At 45.1% G+C, this 21,433-nt stretch carries 18 protein-coding genes and 1 tRNA gene; 7 read left to right on the top strand and 12 right to left on the bottom strand.

The features are described from left to right. Nucleotides 1–48: 48 nt before the first annotated feature. Complete coding sequence (gene tnpA, locus LZZ85_RS15645) at nucleotides 49–483, bottom strand: IS200/IS605 family transposase (protein ID WP_237873822.1); 435 nt, start codon at nucleotides 481–483, stop codon at nucleotides 49–51. A gap of 887 nt (nucleotides 484–1,370) precedes the next feature. Here tnpA and LZZ85_RS15640 point away from each other — a divergent pair. Continuing rightward, the gene (locus LZZ85_RS15640) at nucleotides 1,371–2,213 is read left to right on the top strand and encodes a M57 family metalloprotease (protein WP_237873821.1); all 843 of its coding nucleotides are present in this window, start codon (nucleotides 1,371–1,373) and stop codon (nucleotides 2,211–2,213) included. A gap of 64 nt (nucleotides 2,214–2,277) precedes the next feature. After that, nucleotides 2,278–5,112 (top strand): S8 family peptidase, encoded by a 2,835-nt coding sequence (locus tag LZZ85_RS15635; RefSeq protein ID WP_237873818.1) that lies wholly within the window; start codon nucleotides 2,278–2,280, stop codon nucleotides 5,110–5,112. Nucleotides 5,113–5,118: 6 nt separating this feature from the next. On the opposite strand, the gene LZZ85_RS15630 is transcribed toward LZZ85_RS15635, so the two are convergent. The 5 genes from LZZ85_RS15630 to LZZ85_RS15610 all read right to left on the bottom strand — a co-directional run bounded on the left by LZZ85_RS15630 (nucleotide 5,119) and on the right by LZZ85_RS15610 (nucleotide 9,502). Continuing rightward, nucleotides 5,119–5,958, bottom strand: a complete 840-nt coding sequence (locus tag LZZ85_RS15630) for a maleylpyruvate isomerase N-terminal domain-containing protein (protein ID WP_237873817.1) — start codon at nucleotides 5,956–5,958, stop codon at nucleotides 5,119–5,121. An 87-nt stretch (nucleotides 5,959–6,045) separates the two neighbouring features. Further along, on the bottom strand, nucleotides 6,046–7,110 hold the full coding sequence (locus tag LZZ85_RS15625; RefSeq protein ID WP_237873816.1) for an NAD(P)H-dependent flavin oxidoreductase: 1,065 nt from the start codon (nucleotides 7,108–7,110) through the stop codon (nucleotides 6,046–6,048). A gap of 45 nt (nucleotides 7,111–7,155) precedes the next feature. Continuing rightward, a complete protein-coding gene (locus tag LZZ85_RS15620) occupies nucleotides 7,156–8,118 on the bottom strand; it encodes a proline dehydrogenase family protein (protein ID WP_237873815.1) in 963 nt (320 codons plus the stop codon). A gap of 141 nt (nucleotides 8,119–8,259) precedes the next feature. Further along, complete coding sequence (locus LZZ85_RS15615; protein ID WP_237873812.1) at nucleotides 8,260–8,628, bottom strand: VOC family protein; 369 nt, start codon at nucleotides 8,626–8,628, stop codon at nucleotides 8,260–8,262. Nucleotides 8,629–8,866: 238 nt separating this feature from the next. Further along, nucleotides 8,867–9,502: an OmpW/AlkL family protein gene (locus LZZ85_RS15610; RefSeq protein WP_237873810.1), complete on the bottom strand. Its 636-nt coding sequence runs from the start codon at nucleotides 9,500–9,502 to the stop codon at nucleotides 8,867–8,869. Between the two features lie 335 nt (nucleotides 9,503–9,837). Here LZZ85_RS15610 and LZZ85_RS15605 point away from each other — a divergent pair, with 335 nt between their 5' ends. Beyond that, the gene (locus LZZ85_RS15605) at nucleotides 9,838–10,362 is read left to right on the top strand and encodes a hypothetical protein (RefSeq protein WP_237873809.1); all 525 of its coding nucleotides are present in this window, start codon (nucleotides 9,838–9,840) and stop codon (nucleotides 10,360–10,362) included. Nucleotides 10,363–10,523: 161 nt separating this feature from the next. Here the strand turns inward: LZZ85_RS15605 and LZZ85_RS15600 are convergent, their stop codons facing one another. Further along, nucleotides 10,524–11,666, bottom strand: coding sequence for an RCC1 domain-containing protein (locus LZZ85_RS15600; protein ID WP_237873802.1), 1,143 nt, complete (start codon nucleotides 11,664–11,666; stop codon nucleotides 10,524–10,526). A 420-nt stretch (nucleotides 11,667–12,086) separates the two neighbouring features. Here LZZ85_RS15600 and LZZ85_RS15595 point away from each other — a divergent pair, with 420 nt between their 5' ends. After that, nucleotides 12,087–12,602: a hypothetical protein gene (locus tag LZZ85_RS15595; protein ID WP_237873800.1), complete on the top strand. Its 516-nt coding sequence runs from the start codon at nucleotides 12,087–12,089 to the stop codon at nucleotides 12,600–12,602. Between the two features lie 394 nt (nucleotides 12,603–12,996). After that, on the top strand, nucleotides 12,997–13,329 hold the full coding sequence (locus LZZ85_RS15590; protein WP_237873798.1) for a HepT-like ribonuclease domain-containing protein: 333 nt from the start codon (nucleotides 12,997–12,999) through the stop codon (nucleotides 13,327–13,329). A 162-nt stretch (nucleotides 13,330–13,491) separates the two neighbouring features. Here LZZ85_RS15590 and LZZ85_RS15585 read toward each other — a convergent pair whose 3' ends face one another. From LZZ85_RS15585 to LZZ85_RS15570, 4 genes are all read right to left on the bottom strand, one after another. Continuing rightward, nucleotides 13,492–16,128: a T9SS type A sorting domain-containing protein gene (locus LZZ85_RS15585; protein WP_237873793.1), complete on the bottom strand. Its 2,637-nt coding sequence runs from the start codon at nucleotides 16,126–16,128 to the stop codon at nucleotides 13,492–13,494. Between the two features lie 385 nt (nucleotides 16,129–16,513). Then, the gene (locus LZZ85_RS15580; protein WP_237873790.1) at nucleotides 16,514–17,566 is read right to left on the bottom strand and encodes a serine hydrolase domain-containing protein; all 1,053 of its coding nucleotides are present in this window, start codon (nucleotides 17,564–17,566) and stop codon (nucleotides 16,514–16,516) included. 266 nt (nucleotides 17,567–17,832) lie between these two features. Further along, nucleotides 17,833–18,411, bottom strand: coding sequence for a cupin domain-containing protein (locus tag LZZ85_RS15575; protein ID WP_237873789.1), 579 nt, complete (start codon nucleotides 18,409–18,411; stop codon nucleotides 17,833–17,835). 178 nt (nucleotides 18,412–18,589) lie between these two features. Continuing rightward, entirely contained in the window at nucleotides 18,590–18,787 is a 198-nt protein-coding gene (locus LZZ85_RS15570) for a hypothetical protein (protein ID WP_237873786.1), read from the bottom strand. 79 nt (nucleotides 18,788–18,866) lie between these two features. Here LZZ85_RS15570 and LZZ85_RS15565 point away from each other — a divergent pair, with 79 nt between their 5' ends. Next, nucleotides 18,867–19,298: a DUF1801 domain-containing protein gene (locus LZZ85_RS15565; protein WP_237873785.1), complete on the top strand. Its 432-nt coding sequence runs from the start codon at nucleotides 18,867–18,869 to the stop codon at nucleotides 19,296–19,298. A 435-nt stretch (nucleotides 19,299–19,733) separates the two neighbouring features. On the opposite strand, the gene LZZ85_RS15560 is transcribed toward LZZ85_RS15565, so the two are convergent. Then, a tRNA-Asp gene (locus tag LZZ85_RS15560) sits at nucleotides 19,734–19,807 on the bottom strand. Nucleotides 19,808–20,198: 391 nt separating this feature from the next. Here LZZ85_RS15560 and LZZ85_RS15555 point away from each other — a divergent pair. Beyond that, entirely contained in the window at nucleotides 20,199–20,732 is a 534-nt protein-coding gene (locus tag LZZ85_RS15555) for a DUF4468 domain-containing protein (protein ID WP_237873783.1), read from the top strand. The last annotated feature ends 701 nt before the right edge of the window (nucleotides 20,733–21,433 follow it).

Genomic DNA, 21,433 nt, shown 5'->3' with positions numbered 1-21,433 from the left:
TGTGGAGACGCAGATAGAGTACGGATGAGGGATCGACGAAAGTAATGATCAGTCGGGAAAGAATCCGTGCTTACGCAAAAATTCATTGTATTCATCTTCGAACAATTTATTTTGATGATGTTGCTTTTGCCTGAGTATGTAGTTGTACACGCGTTGCAGAGCTGATTCGCTCACTGAATAGGCTGAATAGCCTGTCTGCCATGAAAACCGTTTGGACGTCAGGTTATTTCTATTGATATGTTCTGAACAGCTTCCTTTCACTTGCTTTACAACGTTCATCAATGCATGCTTCGGGTTCAGTAGGAAGAGCATATGCACATGATCTGGCATGCCGTTAATGATCTTTGCAGGAGATTCTAAAGCGGCTAACTGATTTTGCATAACGCTATAAACCTCCATCTCAATTTCAGGTTTGATAGCCAATGCCCGTTCTTTTGTTGCCCATATTGCATGGACCCATATTCTCGAAAAGGAGTGAGACATATTTTTTATTTAAGACGAAATTAGTTTGCGCATTGTTTTGGGCAATGGGTTTTCCCTCGCAAAAAACTGTGAAAAAAACAATAAATCTGGTGAAAAAAACATGGAAATTAATTTGGTCAGAGCATTTAAGAGACGTAGGGGATAGAGGCTAGTTGTCCGCCCACGATTTCAATCGTGGGCTACGCACGGCATTCGGAAATTCATTTAGTTCGTGTATTGCATCATTTTTTTCGATCATCAGTGTATCGCCCCAGCCCACGATTTTAATCGTGGGAAAATGAATGTTCAGGTATCCTTCGCAAACTCTTTTAATGATCGAGCGCTCTTGTTCAATTCCTCGCTTGTATTTTCATTCATATTGTCCGCCCACGATTGAAATCGTGGACTACGCACGGCATTCGGAAAAATTCCTTTAGTTCGTGTATTGCACCATTTTTTTCGATCATCAGCGTATCGCCCCAGCCCACGATTTCAATCGTGGGAAAACGAATGTTCAGGTATCTTTCGCAAACTCATTTAATGATCGAGCAGTCTTGTCAATTCCTCACTTGTATTTTCATTCCCATTGTCCGCCCACGATTGAAATCGTGGGCTACGCACCGCACTCGGAAAATTCCTTTAGTTCGTGTATTAGATCATTTTTTTCGATCATCGGTGTATCGCCATCTACAACCTCTTCCCAGCACAGGCTTCATCCACTCCCTTCCGGTCAAAATAATTATATCCAATTAGTTCGCCTAATCGTTTCCCTTCATCGTTACACATGTCTATTCTTCTCATTAATGACAAACCCCTATTACGATTAGATCTTTACGGGCAACGTTTCTTATTTACTATCTCTACCTTCAGTTCGGTATACTTTTTTACTCTCACCAAAACACCTTCACATGAAAAAACTAATCGCTCCTGTGGGCTTTGGCCTGCTGCTCACACTTGCCTTCTTCAGCTGTAAAAAATCCGCCAACGATTCGGCTGATACATCGTATCAACAACTATCAGATGATGAACGTGCGCTTATTGTAGCCGCCGGTTTCAACGGCAATTGGGCTGAACGCACTTCTGATGGCAACTATCTCGTAGAAGGAGATATCCTTCTCTCGAGAGCTCAGTTGAATGAGCTCAAAGGCGTTGTATCGCATGAGATCATTTATGCAAATGAAGAACACTATCGCACCACGAATGTGGTTAGTACTCCCGCGTCCGGACAACGGACTATCACTGTTCGCCTTGGCTCCGGTTTTCCTGCGCATTATTCAACCGGTCTCGATCAGGCACTGGCCAGATACAATAACCTTAACCTGAAGATCCGCTTTCAACGCGTGAGCTCTGGTGGGAATATTGTGATCACTGGCGCAAACCTGGGAACATCTGGCGGGGGATGTATCCTCGGACAAGCCGCCGGTTTCCCTACTTCAAGCGGTAATCCGTCTTCAGGTTTCGTGCTAAGCACGAGCAGCTGCGCAACCAGCTATCTGAATACGGCCAATAAGGCAGATGAAGTGATCGCTCATGAGATCGGGCATTGTATCGGTTTCCGTCATACAGATTACATGAACAGATCAAGCTGCGGCCAGAACGTGAACGAAGGTTCCGCTGGTGTTGGCGCCGTGCATATTCCAAACACACCTACAACCGTTACAGGTTCCTACAATTCATGGATGATGGCTTGTACGAATGGAAGCCCTTCATTCAGCGCTGCAGACAACACTGCACTGAATTATGTGTACTAATTGAATGATCTTTTGCCGGACGTGATCCGCGATAGTATCACGTCCGGCTTTTTACGCTTTGCTTATGCGATGTCGCTTCTTCAGTTTCCTGGTCATTTTATTGATCACAAAAATTTCTCTTGCTCAACAAGGCAGGAGTAATGACCTGTTTGAATATTACCGGTCAGATGTACTGACCTCTAATCGCCTGTCCTCCTTTTCCGTGATCGAATACCGGGGCTCTCTGCCGCCGGAAATAAAGATCATTCGCTCATTAAGCAGTAGTACAGCCATTATCTCCACCGCACAAACGAATTTGATACCATCTTCACAACTTATCCGAAATGAACCAGCTAGCGATAAATGGAAACTTTCTTCCCATGCATTGTTGAACGATAAGGGCAATAATATAAAACTGATCGTGTCCGGAAATGAGCTTGGTCCGCTTATTTCTTTCGTCACGCAGATCGCCGGAAGTAATTCTATCATCAAAATTGACAGCATTTCAAGAGCTGTTCTTTTTAAGGGTGCTGCTAAAGATCTTAACCTGATCCTCCAAAGCCCACTCATTACATTCTTGGATATACAGCCCAAGCCAACTACCGAGATCGGTATTATTGGTTACGACCAGGGATTTCATGGGATCAATGAATTGAGCAACTTAATACCATATGCAAACGGAAAGGGGATCACAGTAGGTGTAAAGGAGCAGACAATGGAGGCGGAAGATCTCGATCTGTATAAGCGTGTCTTGCCTTCATCTCTTGCCTCGTCCTCGGTCAGTAATCACGCCACGGTGATCTCTTCTATTATCGGAGGGGCTGGCAACAGTTATTATGATGGATTAGGAATAGCCAATGATTGCCGTTTTTTTCCCACCTCGTTTTCCGATCTTTTTGCAGATGAGATCTCGGTCTTGAAGAACGCGAAGGTTACTGTTCAGAATCATTCTTATGGCACGCTTATTCAAACATTCTATGGCGTTGAAGCGATAAGTTATGATGCGCAAAGTTTCAATAATATTATCCTCCATGTATTCTCTGCGGGCAACCAGGGTAAGGCCACACCGGCTGAAGGGAGATATGCAGGAATAGAAGGGTATGGAAACCTGACAGGAAATTTTAAATCGGCAAAAAATGTGATCACCGTTGGTGCGGTTGATAACCAGGGAAGTCTTGTTGCGGAGAGTTCGGCCGGCCCGTTATATGATGGGCGGCTGGCTCCGCAATTGATCGCGCTCGGTCCGAATGGCACTTCAGATGCAGCCGCAATGGTCAGCGGAACGATCGCCGTCCTGCAACAGGTGTATGCGGATAGTAATCAACAAAACATTCCTTCTTCATCATTGATAAGATCCGCGCTGTATTCAACAACGGATGATATTTATAACAGAGGTATTGATCATAAGACGGGCTATGGTTTGCTTAACAGCTACAAGGCCGTCAGGCTGATCCAGCAGAAGAAGTATCATTCCGCTGCTGTTGCTTCCGGCGATAGCTGGTCTGCAACCATCGACGTTCCGGTAAATACGTCTCAGCTGAAAATGACGCTTTGCTGGAATGATCCGCCCGCGGCAGTCAATAATATAAGCGCCCTGATCAACGATCTTGATCTTGAATTAAGGAACAGTCAAACCGGGGAGATATATCGTCCCTGGGTTCTCAGTAGCTTCCCTTTAAAAGATTCCCTGGAGAAACTTGCTTCGCGCGGACGGGATTCTTTAAACACGTCCGAACAGATCAGTATTCAATTACCAGCGGCCGGTAGTTACGAGATCAGTGTATCGGTACGCGCAGGCAACGCCGGAGCCGTTCCATTCTCGGTTGCGTGGTTTGTTGATACACTTCACTCATTCCGTTTCACCAGCCCTCAGCAGGCATCCGATATCAATCCTGAAAATAATCCATCTCTTTCCATTCGCTGGGCCACTCAAATAGCCGATGCTGGCGAGACCGGGGATCTTTTCATAAGCTATGATAAAGGCAGTGTATGGACTTCAATTGCCACGGCCGTGCCTCTTTCCTCGCGAATAGTCAACTGGATTATTCCGGATACAACTTCAATGGCCAGATTGAAAATGAGGACAGCCTTCGGCGAATTCTCATCCGGTGATTTTGTTATCATTAAACTTCTCAGACCGCAACCGGATTTTGTTTGTACAGATTCATTCAGGTTGTCATGGAAGAGGCACGTCTATGCTCAATCGTATGTGATCTATTCCCTTACTGACAGCTCTCATCTTAAGCCAGTAATGAATACGGTTGATACATTTGTAACTATCGATCGGAAGACTTTTCCGTCGCTTGTCTATGCAGTTCAACCCATTCTTTCCAATCACCTTCCTGCGGCGAGAAGCATTGCCATGAATATTGAACTGCAGGGTGTGCAATGTTTTTTAAGGGCACTCAATTATATATTGGAAGATGAGAACAGACTTCGTTTGAAACTTGAACTCAGCACAACATCCGGCGTAGACAGCATCCGCTTCGAAAGAGTGAGTGTAAATGGTCAATTGCTGCAGGTGCTTGGAGATTTAAAAGTTAATGCAGGTCAATTGGACTACACTCATCTGATGGACGACCCGGTCTCCGGCACGATATACATCAGGGCGAGGATTCAGCTGCGGAATGGTGTATACATCAAAACAGATATAATAGAGGTACTAAGCTCAGGAGCCTCAAACATACTTTTTTACCCGAACCCTGTCCGGCAGTCTTCAAAACTTTTGTATGTGGTAAAACAAGGAATATCTCCCGACTGCAGGTTGCAGGTACTTGATCTGTTAGGAAGAACGATCCGACAGTATGCGTCACTGCCGATTTCAATTGACATGACTGGTGTATTGCCTGGTACATACATCCTGAGAGTGTCAGACCGGACCGGAAAAATAATAGAAACTACCAAACAGATCGTTCAGTGATCGCCACTATGCCATTACCGAGATCATATTCAATGCGACATTGCCGATCTCTGTATTGCCGGTGATCTTTACCTCTTTCAATGCTTCGGCAGCCGTAATTCCTTTTGTGAATAATTTCCAGGCAACGGCCGGAGGAAAACTAACGTGTGCAATGGCCTCCAGGCCCGGAGAAGTATCGGTTAACTCCCAGCGCCCTGCCTTTCTGCTGAGGAACCAAAGGCCACCAATAGAGGAAGATACTTCTATCTCGATGCAGGTCCCATCTGTTGAATCGATATTTCTGTAAGTATGCGGCAAGCCCATTAACATTGTTTGTATAAATGGGTAGAAGAGTTCCCTGGTCATCAACGCATCCGTTTTAGATACGGCTTCCCGGATCTGCATCTGGTGATGAAACTTCTCCGTGTATTCACGTGCAATATGAAACCAGTTTTTAGAAACATCTTCTCCCGCCCATGATACGGAAAAAACGGCATCGGCGTCAGGATCCAGCGCTGCCATTTGCTTACTGTATTCTTTGCCTGACGACTCCAGCAACTCTATCAACAGCGGTGTACTCATCCTCCTTGTTGCTTTTACCCAGGAACCGTTTAGTTCATTCAGGTAGTTGATGAGATCCTGGTAGGAGTTGATGGCCGGAGGCGCTTCGCCAAAGAATCCATCGCGGTACATGCTGATCACCCGGAAGTTTCCGTCAAGAAGATGCAATGCTATGTCTTTAACGGTCCATTGCTTTGCAAGCGTTCGCTTTTTCCAGTCGTCTTCCGTAAGCGATTTTAAAACTTGTATGAAAAATGAGTCCAGCTTTGGGAATAACTCAACCGTTGTACGCATTGTTTCGACCATGGATCAGGTTTTTATGAAGATAGATATTATGAAGCAAATGAAGGAAATGGCTGATCAGTTCTCCCGCCAATGTTTCATCCTTGAACATTAAACAAAAGCCCGGCACAATTCCTCCATCAGTTCGGCGGCTTTTCTATGCTTCACCAATGGTGCGATCTGTCCTCCCCAGAAAAAGATCATATCAGCCCGATGTTGCTCTGTAGCCGCCTGTCTTAACGGTGCCATAAACGTTGTTTGTAATGGAAATGGAAGATGTGGCGCTTCTTTCGCCAAAAGCTCTTTAACCAATCGGCCACTCAAACCGCGGCCAAGCCTTCCTGTAAAAGATCTTGTTAAGGCTGTTTGTTTCGCTGCATCAGAGAATAACATCTGGCGGTGCAGGGGAGAGGCATTCGATTCCTCGCAGGCAAGAAAGGCAGTGCCGACCTGTACTGCATCAGCACCCAGGAGGAATGCTGCCTTTGCACCGCGGCTGTCTGCAATTCCACCCGCTGAAATTACCGGCGCCTTTATTTTCTCCCGCATCAGTTGTAGCAGAACAAACGTGCCTGTCAATGATTGTTCGGACGCTTCCAGAAATGATGGCCGGTGACCACCTGCTTCAAAACCCGTTGCAATGATCATGTCTGTGCCTGTTGCTTCAAGCGTGATTGCTTCATCGAGTGTTGTGGCCGTACCAACTGTTTTGATGCCACGCTTTCTGCATTCCTGCAATACGTCCTCCGGTAAAGTGCCGAACATATAGCTGAATACTTTAGGCTTTATGTCCAGGATCACCTGTAGTTGATTTTCGAATCTTGATTGGAAAGGAGCGGGCTTCGGCGGAACAGGAATTCCCAGTTCATCAAAGTAGGGTTGAAAGATCTTTTTCGTTTTCTCGTACTGGTCATCACTTACGGAGCCGTCTTTTGTGTCTGTATCTGACACCCAAAGATTAATATTATAAGGCTTGTTTGTTGCCGCTTTGATCTGCTTATCGGTTTCATAGATCTCCTGCGGGCTTAATGTATAGGCTCCATAGGCACCGAGTCCACCTGCATTTGATACCGTGGATAACAATTTTACAGAAGAAAAGCCTCCTCCAAATGGCCCTTGCAGAATGGGGTAATCAATGCCGATCGATTCCGTTACGCGCGTTTTTTGCCAGTTCATGCTATGGTATTAAGGTTAAACTGACTCCTAAGTTACGATTTTACTTCAGCGGGTGATATCTGCCAGGGCCTGAAATATATTCATCGGATTTTCCGCAATCCTGTTGCACAGATATAGATACCATTCCTTGCCATAAACGAAATACAGTTTCGTTTTATAGCCACGATCTTTCAGGTCAATCAGGCGATCTGTTTGTATACCATACAAACTTTCAAATTCATACCGATCATGTGCAGGCTTATACCGGTCGATCAGTGCTGAAGCTTCTTGCTGTATATAGGCATCATGCGTTGCGATAGCACATTTTCGACCGGCGGCAAGGAGTTCTTCTACATACGAAAGATATTTTTCATTCAGTTCCGCCCCACGGGGCATAGAGATACCCGGCGCCGTTTCAAAAGCTCCTTTCACGATCCGGACGCGTCCTTTATTATTTTTTATAGACGCCAGGTCGTCTTTCGTCCTGTATAAATAGGCTTGCAGGGTAATAGCAAGATGCTCGTATTTTTCACTTGCTGTTCTGTAAGCATTTAATACACGATCAGTTTTTGCGGCATCTTCCGCTGAAATGATCACTTCAATCTGATCTCCTGCGGCTTCACAGATCCGGTCAAGATTTCCGATGCAAAGATCATGGGAGAGTTCAAGGCCGATATGTGAAAGATCAAGTGATACAGTTGAATCAAGTTTTTGCGAATGGATCGCATTGCAGATGCGGACAAATTCGTCTGTTGCTTCCGTTGCTTCCTGAACAGATTGCACATTCTCTCCCATGAACTCGATCGAGCATTTCAGCTCTTGTGCATTCCAGTTTTTTACTTTCAATATTGTCTCTTCGATCGTTTCTCCTCCAATATAGCGGTCGGCTGCTTTTCTCAGTAGTTGAAACAATTGAGGATTGTCCATCAGAAATTGTTTCGCTTCTGGATTCATTGCAGCTTTTCTTAGCGCGGCAGCGCCTGCTTTTAGTAGCGAATCAGTCTTGATTTCCTCCTGTAAATGATTCATGGTGTAGTGTTATTGTAAAGATAAACAGGGGATGGCTCCTGTGTCTTTTTCTTGTCATGAATTGAGAAAAGCGTTGTATCGGGCAACGATATGTGTAAGTCTGCAATGATTAACACACACCTGCAAAGTATTCTGGAAGCATTACTGTCTGGTGTCTTCCGCAAGAAAGATTGCGTTACTATTGAGATCAAAGAATCCAAACTCAGTTGTATTCCAGGGAGTGTCGACCCTTAACTTATCGGCCGTTATGCAGCCGCGCTCCTGGAACTCTTCGAAAATGGGTTGAATGTTCTTCACGAGTATCCGGACTACTGATCCTCCCAGCAAAGGGTCATCCGCCGTGTCTGCATGCCATTGCAGGTGAAGGATCAGGTTTTCCCTGTATAGCACTGCGTACATATTGTCAGCGAAGTAAACACTCATACCCATCTTTTCCTGGTACCACTGGACATCGCGAATGATATCCTGACTCGGAAATACCGGAACGGTATGAAGAAAAGTTGTTTCCATAATGTGTTTTATTGGGTTGAATATTTTAAGTTACGGATAATGTGGATGATCCGGGCTGCCTTGTATCCGGAATTATGTCCTGCATACGTTTCCCTCCCGGTTATCTGACAAGATGCGGGTAAACGGTACCAGATGCCGGGGGGAGGTTGTGACGAAAAAAGCTCCGAATTTCTTCGAAGCCTTCCTGGACGGTTCAAAAACTGAACATGTTTTTATAGGTATATTGGGTTAGTCATCATCAGAATTTCAATCCCAACCCCACACTGATCAGCCAGGGATTGATCTTCGTATCAGAATACACGGTAGCGCCTTCCGCTACAGATGGTATCGTTGTAACGCTATTCTCCGTTTTCAGCCAAAGTCTTTTGGCATCCAGGTTCAGTAGCAATTTCTTGTTGATATCAAAGTCGATACCAGCCTGTGCGGCAAAGCTGAACTTGTCCTTATACGTGATCTTTGCAATGGCCGGACCTTTCTTCTCTCCATAAAAGATCGTATAATTTATACCTGCACCAGCGTATGGCAAAATACATTTCGTCAATGGCTGATGATAAAGAAAGGTAAGGGTAGGAGGCAATAGCCATACTTTGCCGAGGTCAACATTCCCGAGTGCCGTATTTGTGGCTGTTACTTTATGCTTTGTTGTACCGAGTATCAGGTTCGCAGAGAATCTATTTAATAGGAAATAGGTAAAGTCGAGTTCCGGTATCAACGTTTTCGATATATCAGCGCTTCCGCCGATCTTCGTTATTGTTGCACTTGCATCCGGGACAACATAGGTAGCTCTTAATCTGGCCCGCCATTCACCTTTTTCCTGACTGAACGCTGCTGCACTGATCGCGATCAACGCAGCGGAGATAATGATCCTTTTCATAAACTGTTGTTTGAGAGCCGAAGGTATTGGCGCGTCTGAGAAGGAAATATGAGAATAGTCAGCAAAGATCCTGATGTTGCTTAGAAGGTGATTATGGAACGAAAAGCAGGGTTGAAGTTTATTCCAATGCGAACGAGAGGTATTTGCTTATATCGATTCCAAAATTAAAAGTCTTCCTGGCTAAGTGAAAATCTCTTATATCTTGTGGGTGCAGCTTTGATCGAATGAGTGATCAAGTTTTCTATATTTTTGGTTGATTAACTCGGGTTATTGAATTTTGATAGACGCAGGCAGGCATATTAGAAATGTTGACTGTCTGTTTTTTAATAAATGAAATGGGTACAGTCAATAGAAGATTTTTTGGTACTAAAGGTGATCAGGTACTTTCAGTCCTTTTTCTGATAGCTATATTTTTAGGGATATGGACTATAGGTATTTACCGGGAAACTATTGTCGAAAATAAATATTTAATAGGTTTTATTTTGGGAGGAGGGACACTTGGCGTATTAGGTCTTTCAGTTATTGGCAAAAATAGTCTGCCGAAAAGCCTGATTTTCCTGGTTCGGGTAGTGATCGGTTCTGTGTTTTTATCTGCCGCAATACTTTCTCTTAACAAGCAATTTGGTGACCAGGAAACTAAGGAATTGAAATGTGAAATAGTGGGGAAAGGAAGTTTGGCAGCAGGTAAATCCGGTTGTCAACAGCCTTATGTCATGATCAGGTTTGAAGAAACTGAAAAGCAGTTGGTCTTTTATTGTCATGAAGAAGAGTTGGTGACGCGGGCGCGCAGCGTCGTGCTTAAGTATTCTCGGGGTCTTTTTGGGTTTTATGTTTTTAAGGCAACAGAATTGGCAGAGTGATTTCTTTTAAGACAGCTCATATGTTTACCATGAACCAAATAGCCCTTTGTTGTCAGTATGGGTTATATGATTTTAGGAATAAAGGATTAAAACTTATGACAGTCCCATCTTTGAATTGATACAAATTGGTAGCAATATCTCATATGATTTACTTCTGATCATTACTGGATCATCACCTTCACATAACTACTCCTGCTCGTATTACTCCCATCTCCAAGCTGCCCATTGGAATTATCTCCAACAGCCCAAAAGCTCCCATCGCTTTTAACGATCAGGCTGTGATTGATCGCAGCAGCAATATCAGCAACACCATCCATGATCTTCACCGGGGCTGCCTTGTCTGTATTTGTTCCATCACCGAGCTGTCCCAAATTATTCCTGCCCGTTGCCCAAAGCGTTTTATCCTGTTTCAGGATCACCGTATGGGCTGTACCGGCTCTTACTTTCTCCACTCCGTCGAATATTTTAAATGGAGTTGGATATGCCCACAAGGTTACCAAACCTTCCTTTCCCAATTGACCATGTGAATTCCATCCGCATACCCAAAGTGAATGATCCTGCTTAATGATCATTGCGTGACTTGGACCAGCAGATGCAGCGAGTACGCCATCCATTATTTTTACCAGGGAACTTTTATCTGTTGTAGTTCCATCTCCTAACTGTCCATTAACGTTTTGTCCCGTTCCCCACAAACTATTATCGTTCTTGATCACTAAAGTGAAGTTTCCATTGGCACCGATTGATTTTGCGCCCTCAGTTATTTTGACCGGTGTATTCCTGTCCACCCTCGTTCCATCACCTAACTGTCCCGACCCATTCAAACCAGTCGTCCAAACAGATCCGTCTTTCTTAAGAATAACGATATGAGATCTGCCGGTTTCGATCATGGTTACATCATCCATGATCTTCACAGGAGTGTTTCTGTTAATATTTGTACCATCGCCAAGATCGCCATATTGATTGCGGCCTGTCGTCCATAATGTATTATCTCTTTTCAGGATCGCCGTCATCTGGCTTCCTGCCGCCACCATTAAAACATTCGACGTGATCTCTGCAGGAACGTTGATGGTGGTTGTGGTACCCAGTCCTAATTGGCCCGCCGTATTTTCTCCGGAGCCAAACAGTTTGCCATCTGCTTTGATCATAAAATTGTGTGTAAATCCTGAGGCTATACGTGGTTGCGGAGTGTTTGTATCGGGGCCATCGCCGTCGCTCTTATCCTTGGAACATGCAGTGAAGACAAAGAGAGCGAAGACGAGGATAGTTGCTTGTAATAAACGGTGGGTAACGTGATGTTTTCTCATACACGAATGTAAATTTTAGTTGCCGTTTTTTATAGCAATGAGGTTGAATAAAATCCTTTACAGCAGCGGATTTCATCAAATTACCTCATTTGGGGGATGATATGTTCCCGCTGATCAGGATTTAATTTCAATATCGTTTAGTTAGTAACGTAGAAGTAGCGCGGCGGACGCGGCGATACGCGGAGAGCGCGGCGAAAATACAAGATGTTCTATGGCTGTTTTCGCTGCGTCCGCTGCGTATCGCCGCGTCCGCCGCGTTGCTTCTACGCCAGCAAACCTTAAGTTGACGTAGTAGTGAGGCACGCACCGGAACGCCACACACTAGGTATATATACCCACCATATTTAGCATCACTCCCTATTGAAATCCGCCGGGCTCTTGCGCAATTTTGTATCATTATTCACCACTCATTTACACCATATGCGCAACAATTTATTCTTACTGTCTTTCACCATCTTACTTACAGCATTCTCATGGAAGGCAAATGCTCAGAAAGATTACAAACCTGCTCTTCTGCTGATGCTCCAGTATTCCGATAATGATTTCAAAAACATTCGCGGTGCAAAGATCTCTGAAGAACCTGAACTCGAAGCTGCAAACTATCAGCCTACAGAAAAATTAGGTATCGGCACAGAAATGATCATCAAGGCGAATACATCAGACATGGCCTTTTATTCCTGCACCGTTTCAATACTCGAAGCGCATAAGCTAATCGCAGATGCACTCGAACTCGCCAATGATCAGGCAAAGAAAGGAACCTTTACAGGCGAAGATCTCTCGGACGGAAAAGGCAAAACGGTGACTGTTCTTAAGAACAAGGAAGGGCATGAAATAATGAAACTGATCTCCCAATATGTAAAAGATGATACTGACGAGAATGATTTTTTTGCGATCGTGATCTATGGCAAAAGTGTCAGGGCGAAAATGTCGGAATGACCCATTTGTGAATAACCGCTTTGGTTAGTATAGATAAATATCTTAGCGAACGTAGACGATAGCTGCGTTTGTTAAGATATTTTCACTCGTATACAGATCATCGCTTCCGACCCGGCACCTTCACTTTTATTAAATAAAGAAGAAACATCTTTCATGCATCTTCTGTTTTTTTAGTGCTCACCTTTATCTATATTTGGGTATATGCGCTTACATCCTTTCTTATAGCAACGCTTACTCCATCTTCAATCCCGGTTTACCAGGAATAGCTGCACGGCTATTCGTCCGGGGTCTATTACAACTTTACTTTTTTCTAAGAACATGATTGCTCTTCCCGTTGACAAACGTGTAGCGGCGGTCAAATATCCATTATAAAGAAAGAGGAGGGAGGTGAACTATGCCACTGAAAAAATCCACGTCGCTTATTGCCGATATACTTAAATGCGGGGATCGGATCATGATCTATACAGACAGTCTGACCTTTAAAGAATTTATCCGCGATCCCAAAACAGTGGATGCGGTAGTTAGAAATTTCCAGATCATTGGTGAAGCGGTGGGAAAGCTACCGCGTGATTTCAAACAGAAGCATCCGGGCATCCCCTGGAAAAGTATCCGGGCATTCCGGAACCGGATCGTGCATAACTATTCCGGGGTGGAGCAATCTGTCTGGGAAGGCAGGGACGGCTTTTTGAAAGAGATGATGCTTGTGTTGAGAGGATTGGGGAAGTGAAATTCAAAGTGATGCGAAATACATGGCCGGCGGGTTGACGCAGGATCGGCGTAGGAGTATCGCAAAGAGCGCAAAGTGGACGCAAAGGCCGCTAAGTTCTTCTTTGCGTTCCTTGCGACTACTTTGCGCTCTTTGCGATCCCCCTACGCCAGGATAACTTGATTACTGTTTGATGAATTGACTTTGTTTCACCCCCGTCTCACTGATCACCTGCACAAAGTAAATTCCGGCAGTTAATGAACCCACAGCCACCAGAACAGTATTACCTCCCTTATTCAGTTTAACTGCATTCGTCACCAATTTCTTTCCTGACTGATCAAAGATGTGATAAGATCCACTCTGTTGCCTGTCTGAAAAAACAGACATTGTTATTTCTTCTTTAGCAGGATTGGGATAGATCGTAAATGAAGTTGCAGATCTGTCGGCACTTACTGATACAACTCTTGAATAAGTAAATCGTTCGTCAATATCCACCTGTTTCAACCGGTAATATGAAGTGCCGTTCAACGGTGTCGCATCAGTAAATGTGTAATGGTTAGATAAAGATGAATTCCCGGCTGCTGCTACTTGTCCTATCGGGTGAAATGTCGTTCCATTATCACTTCGTTCAACAACAAAATGAGCGCTGTTTTCTTCGGATGCGGTATTCCATTGGCAAACGACGGCGGAGCCGGTAGAAGTGCTATTAACTCTGTTTGATGTAAACGAAACCAATTGTACGGGTAAAGCTGAGCCGGTCGCAAATGCCGCAAGCGCGTATCTTGGATTTTGAGATACTGCAGTAAATGATCCGACCGTATAGATCATGCTGCCAGTGACCAAAGTTTGAGTGACAGTTCCGGTAAAGGCAGGATCCCAGGAAGTTGCAAGCCCGGTGGAAGCGTCAATACTTGCGAACCCCGCTCTCGATTGGCCACCAATCGTGTTAAATGAACCGCTCGCATAGATGGTGCTGCCATGTCGGAACAGACTAGTAATACCAGCGTTTGCATTAGGGTTCCATGCAGTGGCAAGTCCGGTAGTTGCATCCAGTGCAGCAATTCTGCTTCTTGTCTGTCCGCCAATCGTTGAGAAGCCTCCTCCTGCGTAGATGGTGTTGCCATCAGCAATTATGGCGAGCACTCCAGTATTTGAGTTCACGTTCCATGCAGCGAGTGATCCTGTGGTGGCGTCCACCGCCGCGATCCCGATTCTTGTCTGTCCGCCCATCATTCCAAAGTTTCCGCCTGCATACACGATGTTGCCTTCCACCGCTATTGTTCTGACTGTACTATTCGCGTTCGCATTAAATGCAGTAGGAAGTCCTGTAGTTGCATCCAGCGCCACGATCCTGTTTCTGGTTTGCCCACCGATGTTTGTAAAATCCCCTCCTGCATAAATTGTGTTACCACTAAGCGTCATCGTACTAAAGCTACTGTTTGAATTCGGATTCCATGTAGTGGCGAGGGCTGTCGTTGCGTCCAGTGCCGCAATTCTGTTTCTCGGTTGTCCGCCCATTTGCGTGAAGCTTCCTGCCACATACAGTGTATTGCCGTCAGCAACCATCGTTGTTATTACCCCGCCGGAAGGAGGATTCCAGGGAGTGAGCGCGTTTGTAACTATATCAAAAGCCGCCGCGTAGTTCCTTGATTCACCTCCGATGGAAGTGAAAGTTCCGCCAACATAAACGGTGGTTCCGTCTGTGGCAATCGTAGCGGCGGGATTGGATATACTCGGATTCCAACTGGTGGCCAGCCCGGTGACGGCATCCACCGCTGCAAGTCTGCTCCTTTCCTGTCCTCCGATAGTGCTGAAGCTCCCACTCAGGTAGATGATACCGCCGCTTACTTTCAAAGAAGTAACACTGCCGGTTGAATTAGGGTTCCAGGATGTAGCTAAACCGGTAGTAAGATCGAGTGCAGCAATGGTGTTTCTTGACTGGCCTCCGATCGTTGTAAATGTTCCGGCAGCATATAAGGTATTCCCGTCTATTTCCAACGCGGTCACATTATTATTGGAAGCAAAATCAAGAGATGTAGGCAGACCTGTTGTAGCATCAAGTGCGGCCACCCCGCGCCTGGCTTGCCCCCCAACAGTGGTGAAACTTCCTGCTATATACACCGTGGTGCCACTTATCCCGATCGAGGACACAGTGTTGTTTGCATTAGGGTTCCATGACGTGGTCAGTCCTGTAGATGCATCCAGCGCTGCGATCCTGTTTCTTGGCTGACCTGCGATCGTTGTAAAGAGACCGCCAACATACACCGTGTTTCCGTCCACGATGATCATATTAACAGAGTTGTTTGTCGAGGGGTTCCAGCTTGTCGCCAGACCCGAAGTCGCATCCAGCGCCGCAATCCTGTTCCTCGTCAGACCTCCTATATTAGTAAAAGTACCACCAGCATACACAGTATTGCCATCAACAAAGATCGTGTTAACAGCATTATTTGCCCCTGGATTCCACGGATGCAGACTACCGTCGGCATTGATCCGTGCAATACGGTTTCTGGCCTGTGTGCCCACGCGGGTAAAGGTGCCACCGATATACCAGCCTCCACTACCATCCGGTACAGCTATGTTCACCTGGCTGTTCGCCCTGGCAAATGCCGGGTCCTGCACACCGGCGCTATTGATCGCTGCTCCGTACGGCACGTTCGGACCTATATAATCAAAGTTTCCCCCAATGAAGACCTTGTCGCCATTTGACACAACAGCTGATACGGGGCCATTCGGTACATAAAAATCACTTACGAGCGTCTGGGAAAAAATATAAAGCGTAGAAAATAAAGAAAGCACCAGTAATGCAAAGGCTTTACGCATAGGAAAAATTTGGAACCAGGTCGGTGGTTAAAAGAAGTTGGTTTAAACAGAATCGGCAAACAAAATAGTGAAAAAAACGTATTTATTGGATTTATAATGGGTATAAGTTTTTATTTGAAAGAATTACGTCACTTCATCCAGCAGAAATACCTTTCAGCACAAAGGTCTCTGTCCTGTATATATGAAAAAGGCAGTGAAAAACATGAAGACGCAGCCAGCATTATATCTTCATCAGAAACAAACCCTCTCGGCCACAATCGGAATCATCACATCCATTCACTGAAAAAGGTGTTCCTCAAAGAACACCTTTCAATATCATAAACGACCTATTCGCGTTCATTCGCGGCCCTTCGCGCTTCATTCGCGTGTCGCGGCCATTCGTGCTTCATTCGCGTTTCCTTAAGTAGTGGTCCGCCAGCGCCCTCGTAATCACTCCCGGCATCGCCTCATCTGTATTTGTCATAATAATGATCGATAAACCATCATCAACATAGCGGTCATATTGTGAACGGAAACCAACATTCGCGCCTCCGTGCATGATCAGCTTATGCCCTTTATGTTCATCCACCATCCATCCAAAAGCATAGAAGCTTTTGCTTTCTGCTTTTTCGGAGATCTTGATAACTGGGGTCCATAATAATTCCCAACTCTTCTTTGACAGAATGATCTTTTTCTCCTCCAGCACTTTGTTCCAAAGGATCATATCGCTGCTGGTGGAAAGAAAACCTCCGCTTGGACGCACGGCATACATCGCATCGGCATTGATGAGTGTATCTCCTTTATGCATGTACCCGCTGGCGCGATGAGGGATGATAGGGTAGAAGTCGGTCATAACGCTGTTCTTCATCCCCGCAGGGATAAAAAGCTTCTCTTTGATATAATCCTGCCAGGGTTTCTTACTCACCTGCGTAATGATCTCCGCCAGCATGTAATATGCAAGATTGCAGTATTGATATTTTTCACCGGTCTTGAAATCAAGCGGTAGTTTATAAGCAGATTTGATGATCACCAGGTCAGGCTGAATGATGTTGTTATTATAGGCAGGTCCTTCCCGTTTCAATCCTGAAGTGTGAGACATCAGGTGTTTCACCTGTATCGGCCGCCATGTTTCCGGCGCATCCGGAAAGAATTTATGAACAGGATCTTCAATACTGAGTTGACCATCTTCCTGCAGTTTGAGAATGGCGGTGGTAAAGAACTGTTTGCTGACAGAGCCAAGCCGGATCACAGTTTCTGAATTGACCGGTACATTGTGTTCTACATTGGCAAGACCGTAGCCTTTGTTGACAACAGCCTTACCGTTTTTTATAACGGCAAGCGAAAGACCGGTGATGCGTTGGTCTTTCATGAATTTTTGAACGATGATATCGGTGCTGTCGGTTTGAGCAAAACCAGCGATACTGATCAGCAGGAACAGGAAGAGGAACTTATTCTTCATATAAATGGTTTGGAGAAAGAAAAGAAATGAGCTTTTAGTATTGGTATTACATAATACACACGGGGCCATTCATTTTCCCTAATATACGTGATTAATTTCCGATCACTGTTTGTCTTGCTGAAATTTGTGAACGGTAATGCGCAAACCATTGTATAGCCAGATCCTCCATTTAAGTTTAATGTCGTTTAGTAAACGGCCCGGGTGCGTGGAGACACGGACCAGGAGATAAATTTAGACCGGAGTTTAGAGATGAAGTGCGTAGCGGCTTATAATTTCTTTTCGTAACCGATGCCCGGCCCTACTTTTTCAAATCCATATTTTTTCCTGAATTCCTGTTGTTGTTCCTCCGAAAGTTTAGCAAGTTTCCCTTCGCTGACAGCCTGGAACCATTCTTCCATTTTGCCAGCTGGTTGAAAGAGCATGAGCAGCCTGCCGGGACCTTCACTTGTTTTTGCAAATGTATGAGGTACTCCGCGCGGGCCGAATGCGCTGTCACCAGCTTTCATAGTGAAAGTCTCTTCTCCGATGCGGATCAGGAATTCTCCTTCGAGCACGTACCACCATTCATCCTGTTCGTAATGGTAATGCAGAGATGGGCCGCCTTTTTTGTCGCGGGTTGATTCAAATACATACAGATCGGCACTGGTATCTTTTGTTGATACTTTTGTAAAGAAAGTGTCTCCTTCCATTAGCGAAATACTTTTGCCGAACCTGTCTTTGCCGGCCCCCACAAGAAAGCCTTTTCCAGCACGACGAAAAGGATTATGATTAGCGAATGCAGCCGGCGCAGCAGCGATAGCCGCACAGCCGGTCAGAAGCCGCTTCAGGAATGAGTTGCGTTTCATAGCAGAGGTTTAAAGGTTATAGTAATACACTTAAGTTACGGATTATTCCACTCCGCACTGGTGAGGATTTCTGTTTTTGTGATGGAAGCAATATATGCCGGTACCGCAAGCAGAGGAGACAAGATTAATTTTTAAGGTGGTGTAATGCTGGGTTTATCAGTGCCTGTGGCGTTCTATATCATTTTGCGATCACCCACCTGTTCAGCATATTCCCTTTCGTTTCAATCTCTGTCTTGTAAAAAGGAATATTGATCCAATACGCTGACCTTTCACGAACTTTTGAGCGATGATATCTGTAAACAAACTGGCCTGTTCGCCTTAGCGAAACGAGGGAGAACCTTACGCCGCCAGTAGCAATGAAAGCGTGTTGAGGCATTTAGATAATTGGGTATCTTTAAAGACAAGTCATGCATGCCACATATTAACCAGGCAACAAATAAGCGATCAACGGAACTATGACCATCAAAACTCAGATCAAAAACTATATCGACAGTCAGGACGATCAGAAACGTGCTGATCTGCTAGCATTGCATAGCCAGGTTCTTCGAATTATTCCCGAAGGCAAACTATGGTTTTTAGACGGTAAAGATGATAAAGGAAAAATCGTTTCCAATCCCAACATCGGCTATGGGCAATACACGATTCATTACAAAGACGGGTCAACAAAAGAATTCTATCAGATAGGGTTAAGCGCCAACACATCCGGTATTTCAGTCTATATCATGGGGCTTGCAGACAAAAAATACTTGTCTGAGCATTTCGGTACGACCATTGGCAAGGCTACAGTAACCGGTTATTGCATTAAATTCAAGTCGCTAAAAGATATAAAGATCGATGTTCTTGAAGAAGCGATACGGTACGGGGTGAATCAGACTGACAGGGTGTAGTATGTATGATCGAATATTTCCTCCTTCCACGATTTCAATTCAAGGTCGTTTAGTTTAGCAGCCCTGGTGCGTGCCTTACTGCACGTCAACTTAAGGTTTGCCTGGCGTAGAAGTAGCGCGGCGGACGCGGCGATACGCAACGTAAACAGCCATAGAACATCCTGTATTTCGCCGTGCTCCCGCGAATCGCCGCATTCGCCGCATTACTTCGGGGCTGCTAACGTGCTGATGTCTTTGGGCAGGCTCTTTAAAGTAAAACTATTGTTTCGCCAAATGATCGGAGATGTAACAGATCGTTTACCTGCTTCTGACGTTAATAACACGTGATCCTCTTTGTTTCGGCGGTCATTAAAAGTATTGATAATATCTAGTTTTAATGTATCCCCCCGGTAGTATTAAACGCAAAAAAGCTCCGAATTTCTTCGAAGCTTTTTGCGGACCGGACGGGACTCGAACCCGCGACCTCCGCCGTGACAGGGCGGCATTCTAACCAACTGAACTACCGATCCGTACCCGTTGTTTTGGGAGTGCGAAGATAAGGGCGCGATTCTTTCCCGCCAAAAAAAGTTCAAAGATTTTTTAAAAAAACCTGGAGACATAGTCCCTTAAACACCAGTTGATTGACAAGAATTAATATGTGATCCGGTCATCACGTTTTTAAGTTAAAACGCACTATCCATCACTGCAGCAAATGAGAAGAGATCGTCCCGGGGCTGTCCGTCGTGTAGAACCTTTAATGCCGGCTTCCAGCCCACGAACGTAGCGCGTCCGGAGATATAGGATGGGAGGGGGCTGGTGCCCGATAAAAAGTCAGGATTGCCGGATCTGATATACAATTTGGGTGATCTGAAATGATTCTGTTCTTTTGTAGCTACCCTGCATATCACTAAAAAAATGTCGATGAAAAAAGCCCGGTTCTTTTTGATGTTCCTCCTGGTTGCACAGCTAAGCTACGGTCAGTATTTTACCCTGACTCCCGATGGATTTGCTTCGGACAGTAAAGCCGACTATGTCGTGATCGATTTTCCCGGCGTTACCAAAAATGATCTTTACAGGAACGTATTGAACGCCATCAATACGCTCTACTCCAATCCACAAGATGGCCTGAGTGTCGTTGCCGGCGAAAGTATAACGCTGAGTGCATACCAACGAAAAGCGATCAAGGCCAGTGCTGGAATAATGACATACGACTATGATGTTGACTATACCCTGTCCTTCCTGTTCAAAGACGGCAAGATCCGGGTAAACAGTCCAACCTTTGAGGCCTCGATGAAAAATTACAACGGCACCTGGGCTAAGCTGAACGTTTCCCGCGCTTACTTTAAGAAGAATGGGGATGTTAAATCAGAAAAGCATGTGGATGGCGTCAATAAATTTTTCAATGGGCTTATAAAAAGTATCCTGGATAAATCGGGCAAGATCGATAACTGGTAGATCAGTTTTTCTTCGTCGAATGTTGCCTTCCTGGCGGGTATTTAGGTTAGGATAGAAGGATATATTATCCATCACCCGGACTTGATCCATAGCTGCCAGATTCCTGAGGCTGCGGCGTATACGTCTGTTCGCAAAAGACGCCGCGAACACCGCTATGGAAAGCATTGTATTTCGCCGGGCTCGCGGCACATGGCGACGGATCATTAACAAAGGTTGGGGGATGGTCTACAAAATGGCTTGGGTTGAAATGTTCGGGATGAGCATCGCTCGCATAAATATCTGCCGGCCCTTCCACCGTATCTAAGCGGAGAAGGGAACCGACGCCAGTCGCTCAAAAGATTTATCGCCCTCAGCGTGTCAGCTTGTCACCATTTTTCACTGCCTAAAACCCCGTCAAACTTTGGACGGCCAAAGGACGACCAAGAGACGAACTAACGACGACTAACAAGCATTTTAAAAACACGCGAAGTTTGACCTTGAATGATTATCATCAGTCAACACATCAGCTGGCTTCGCGTGCCAGAATGTCGTATCTAAGGAGCATATATGGCTTCAAGGCGTGCTCACCTTTTTTGTGCCCGATCAGACAGCGATCGCTTAAAAACTTGGGACCGAAGCAAAAGCAAAAACTTTAAACTTTTAAACCATTAAACATTTCACTAGCGTTTTGATATTAGTCAAACATATTCAATTGATTAGAA

This window comes from Terrimonas ginsenosidimutans (genome assembly GCF_022012415.1).
GTDB lineage: Bacteria > Bacteroidota > Bacteroidia > Chitinophagales > Chitinophagaceae > Terrimonas_A > Terrimonas_A ginsenosidimutans.
This window is presented reverse-complemented; position numbering and strand designations above follow the sequence as displayed.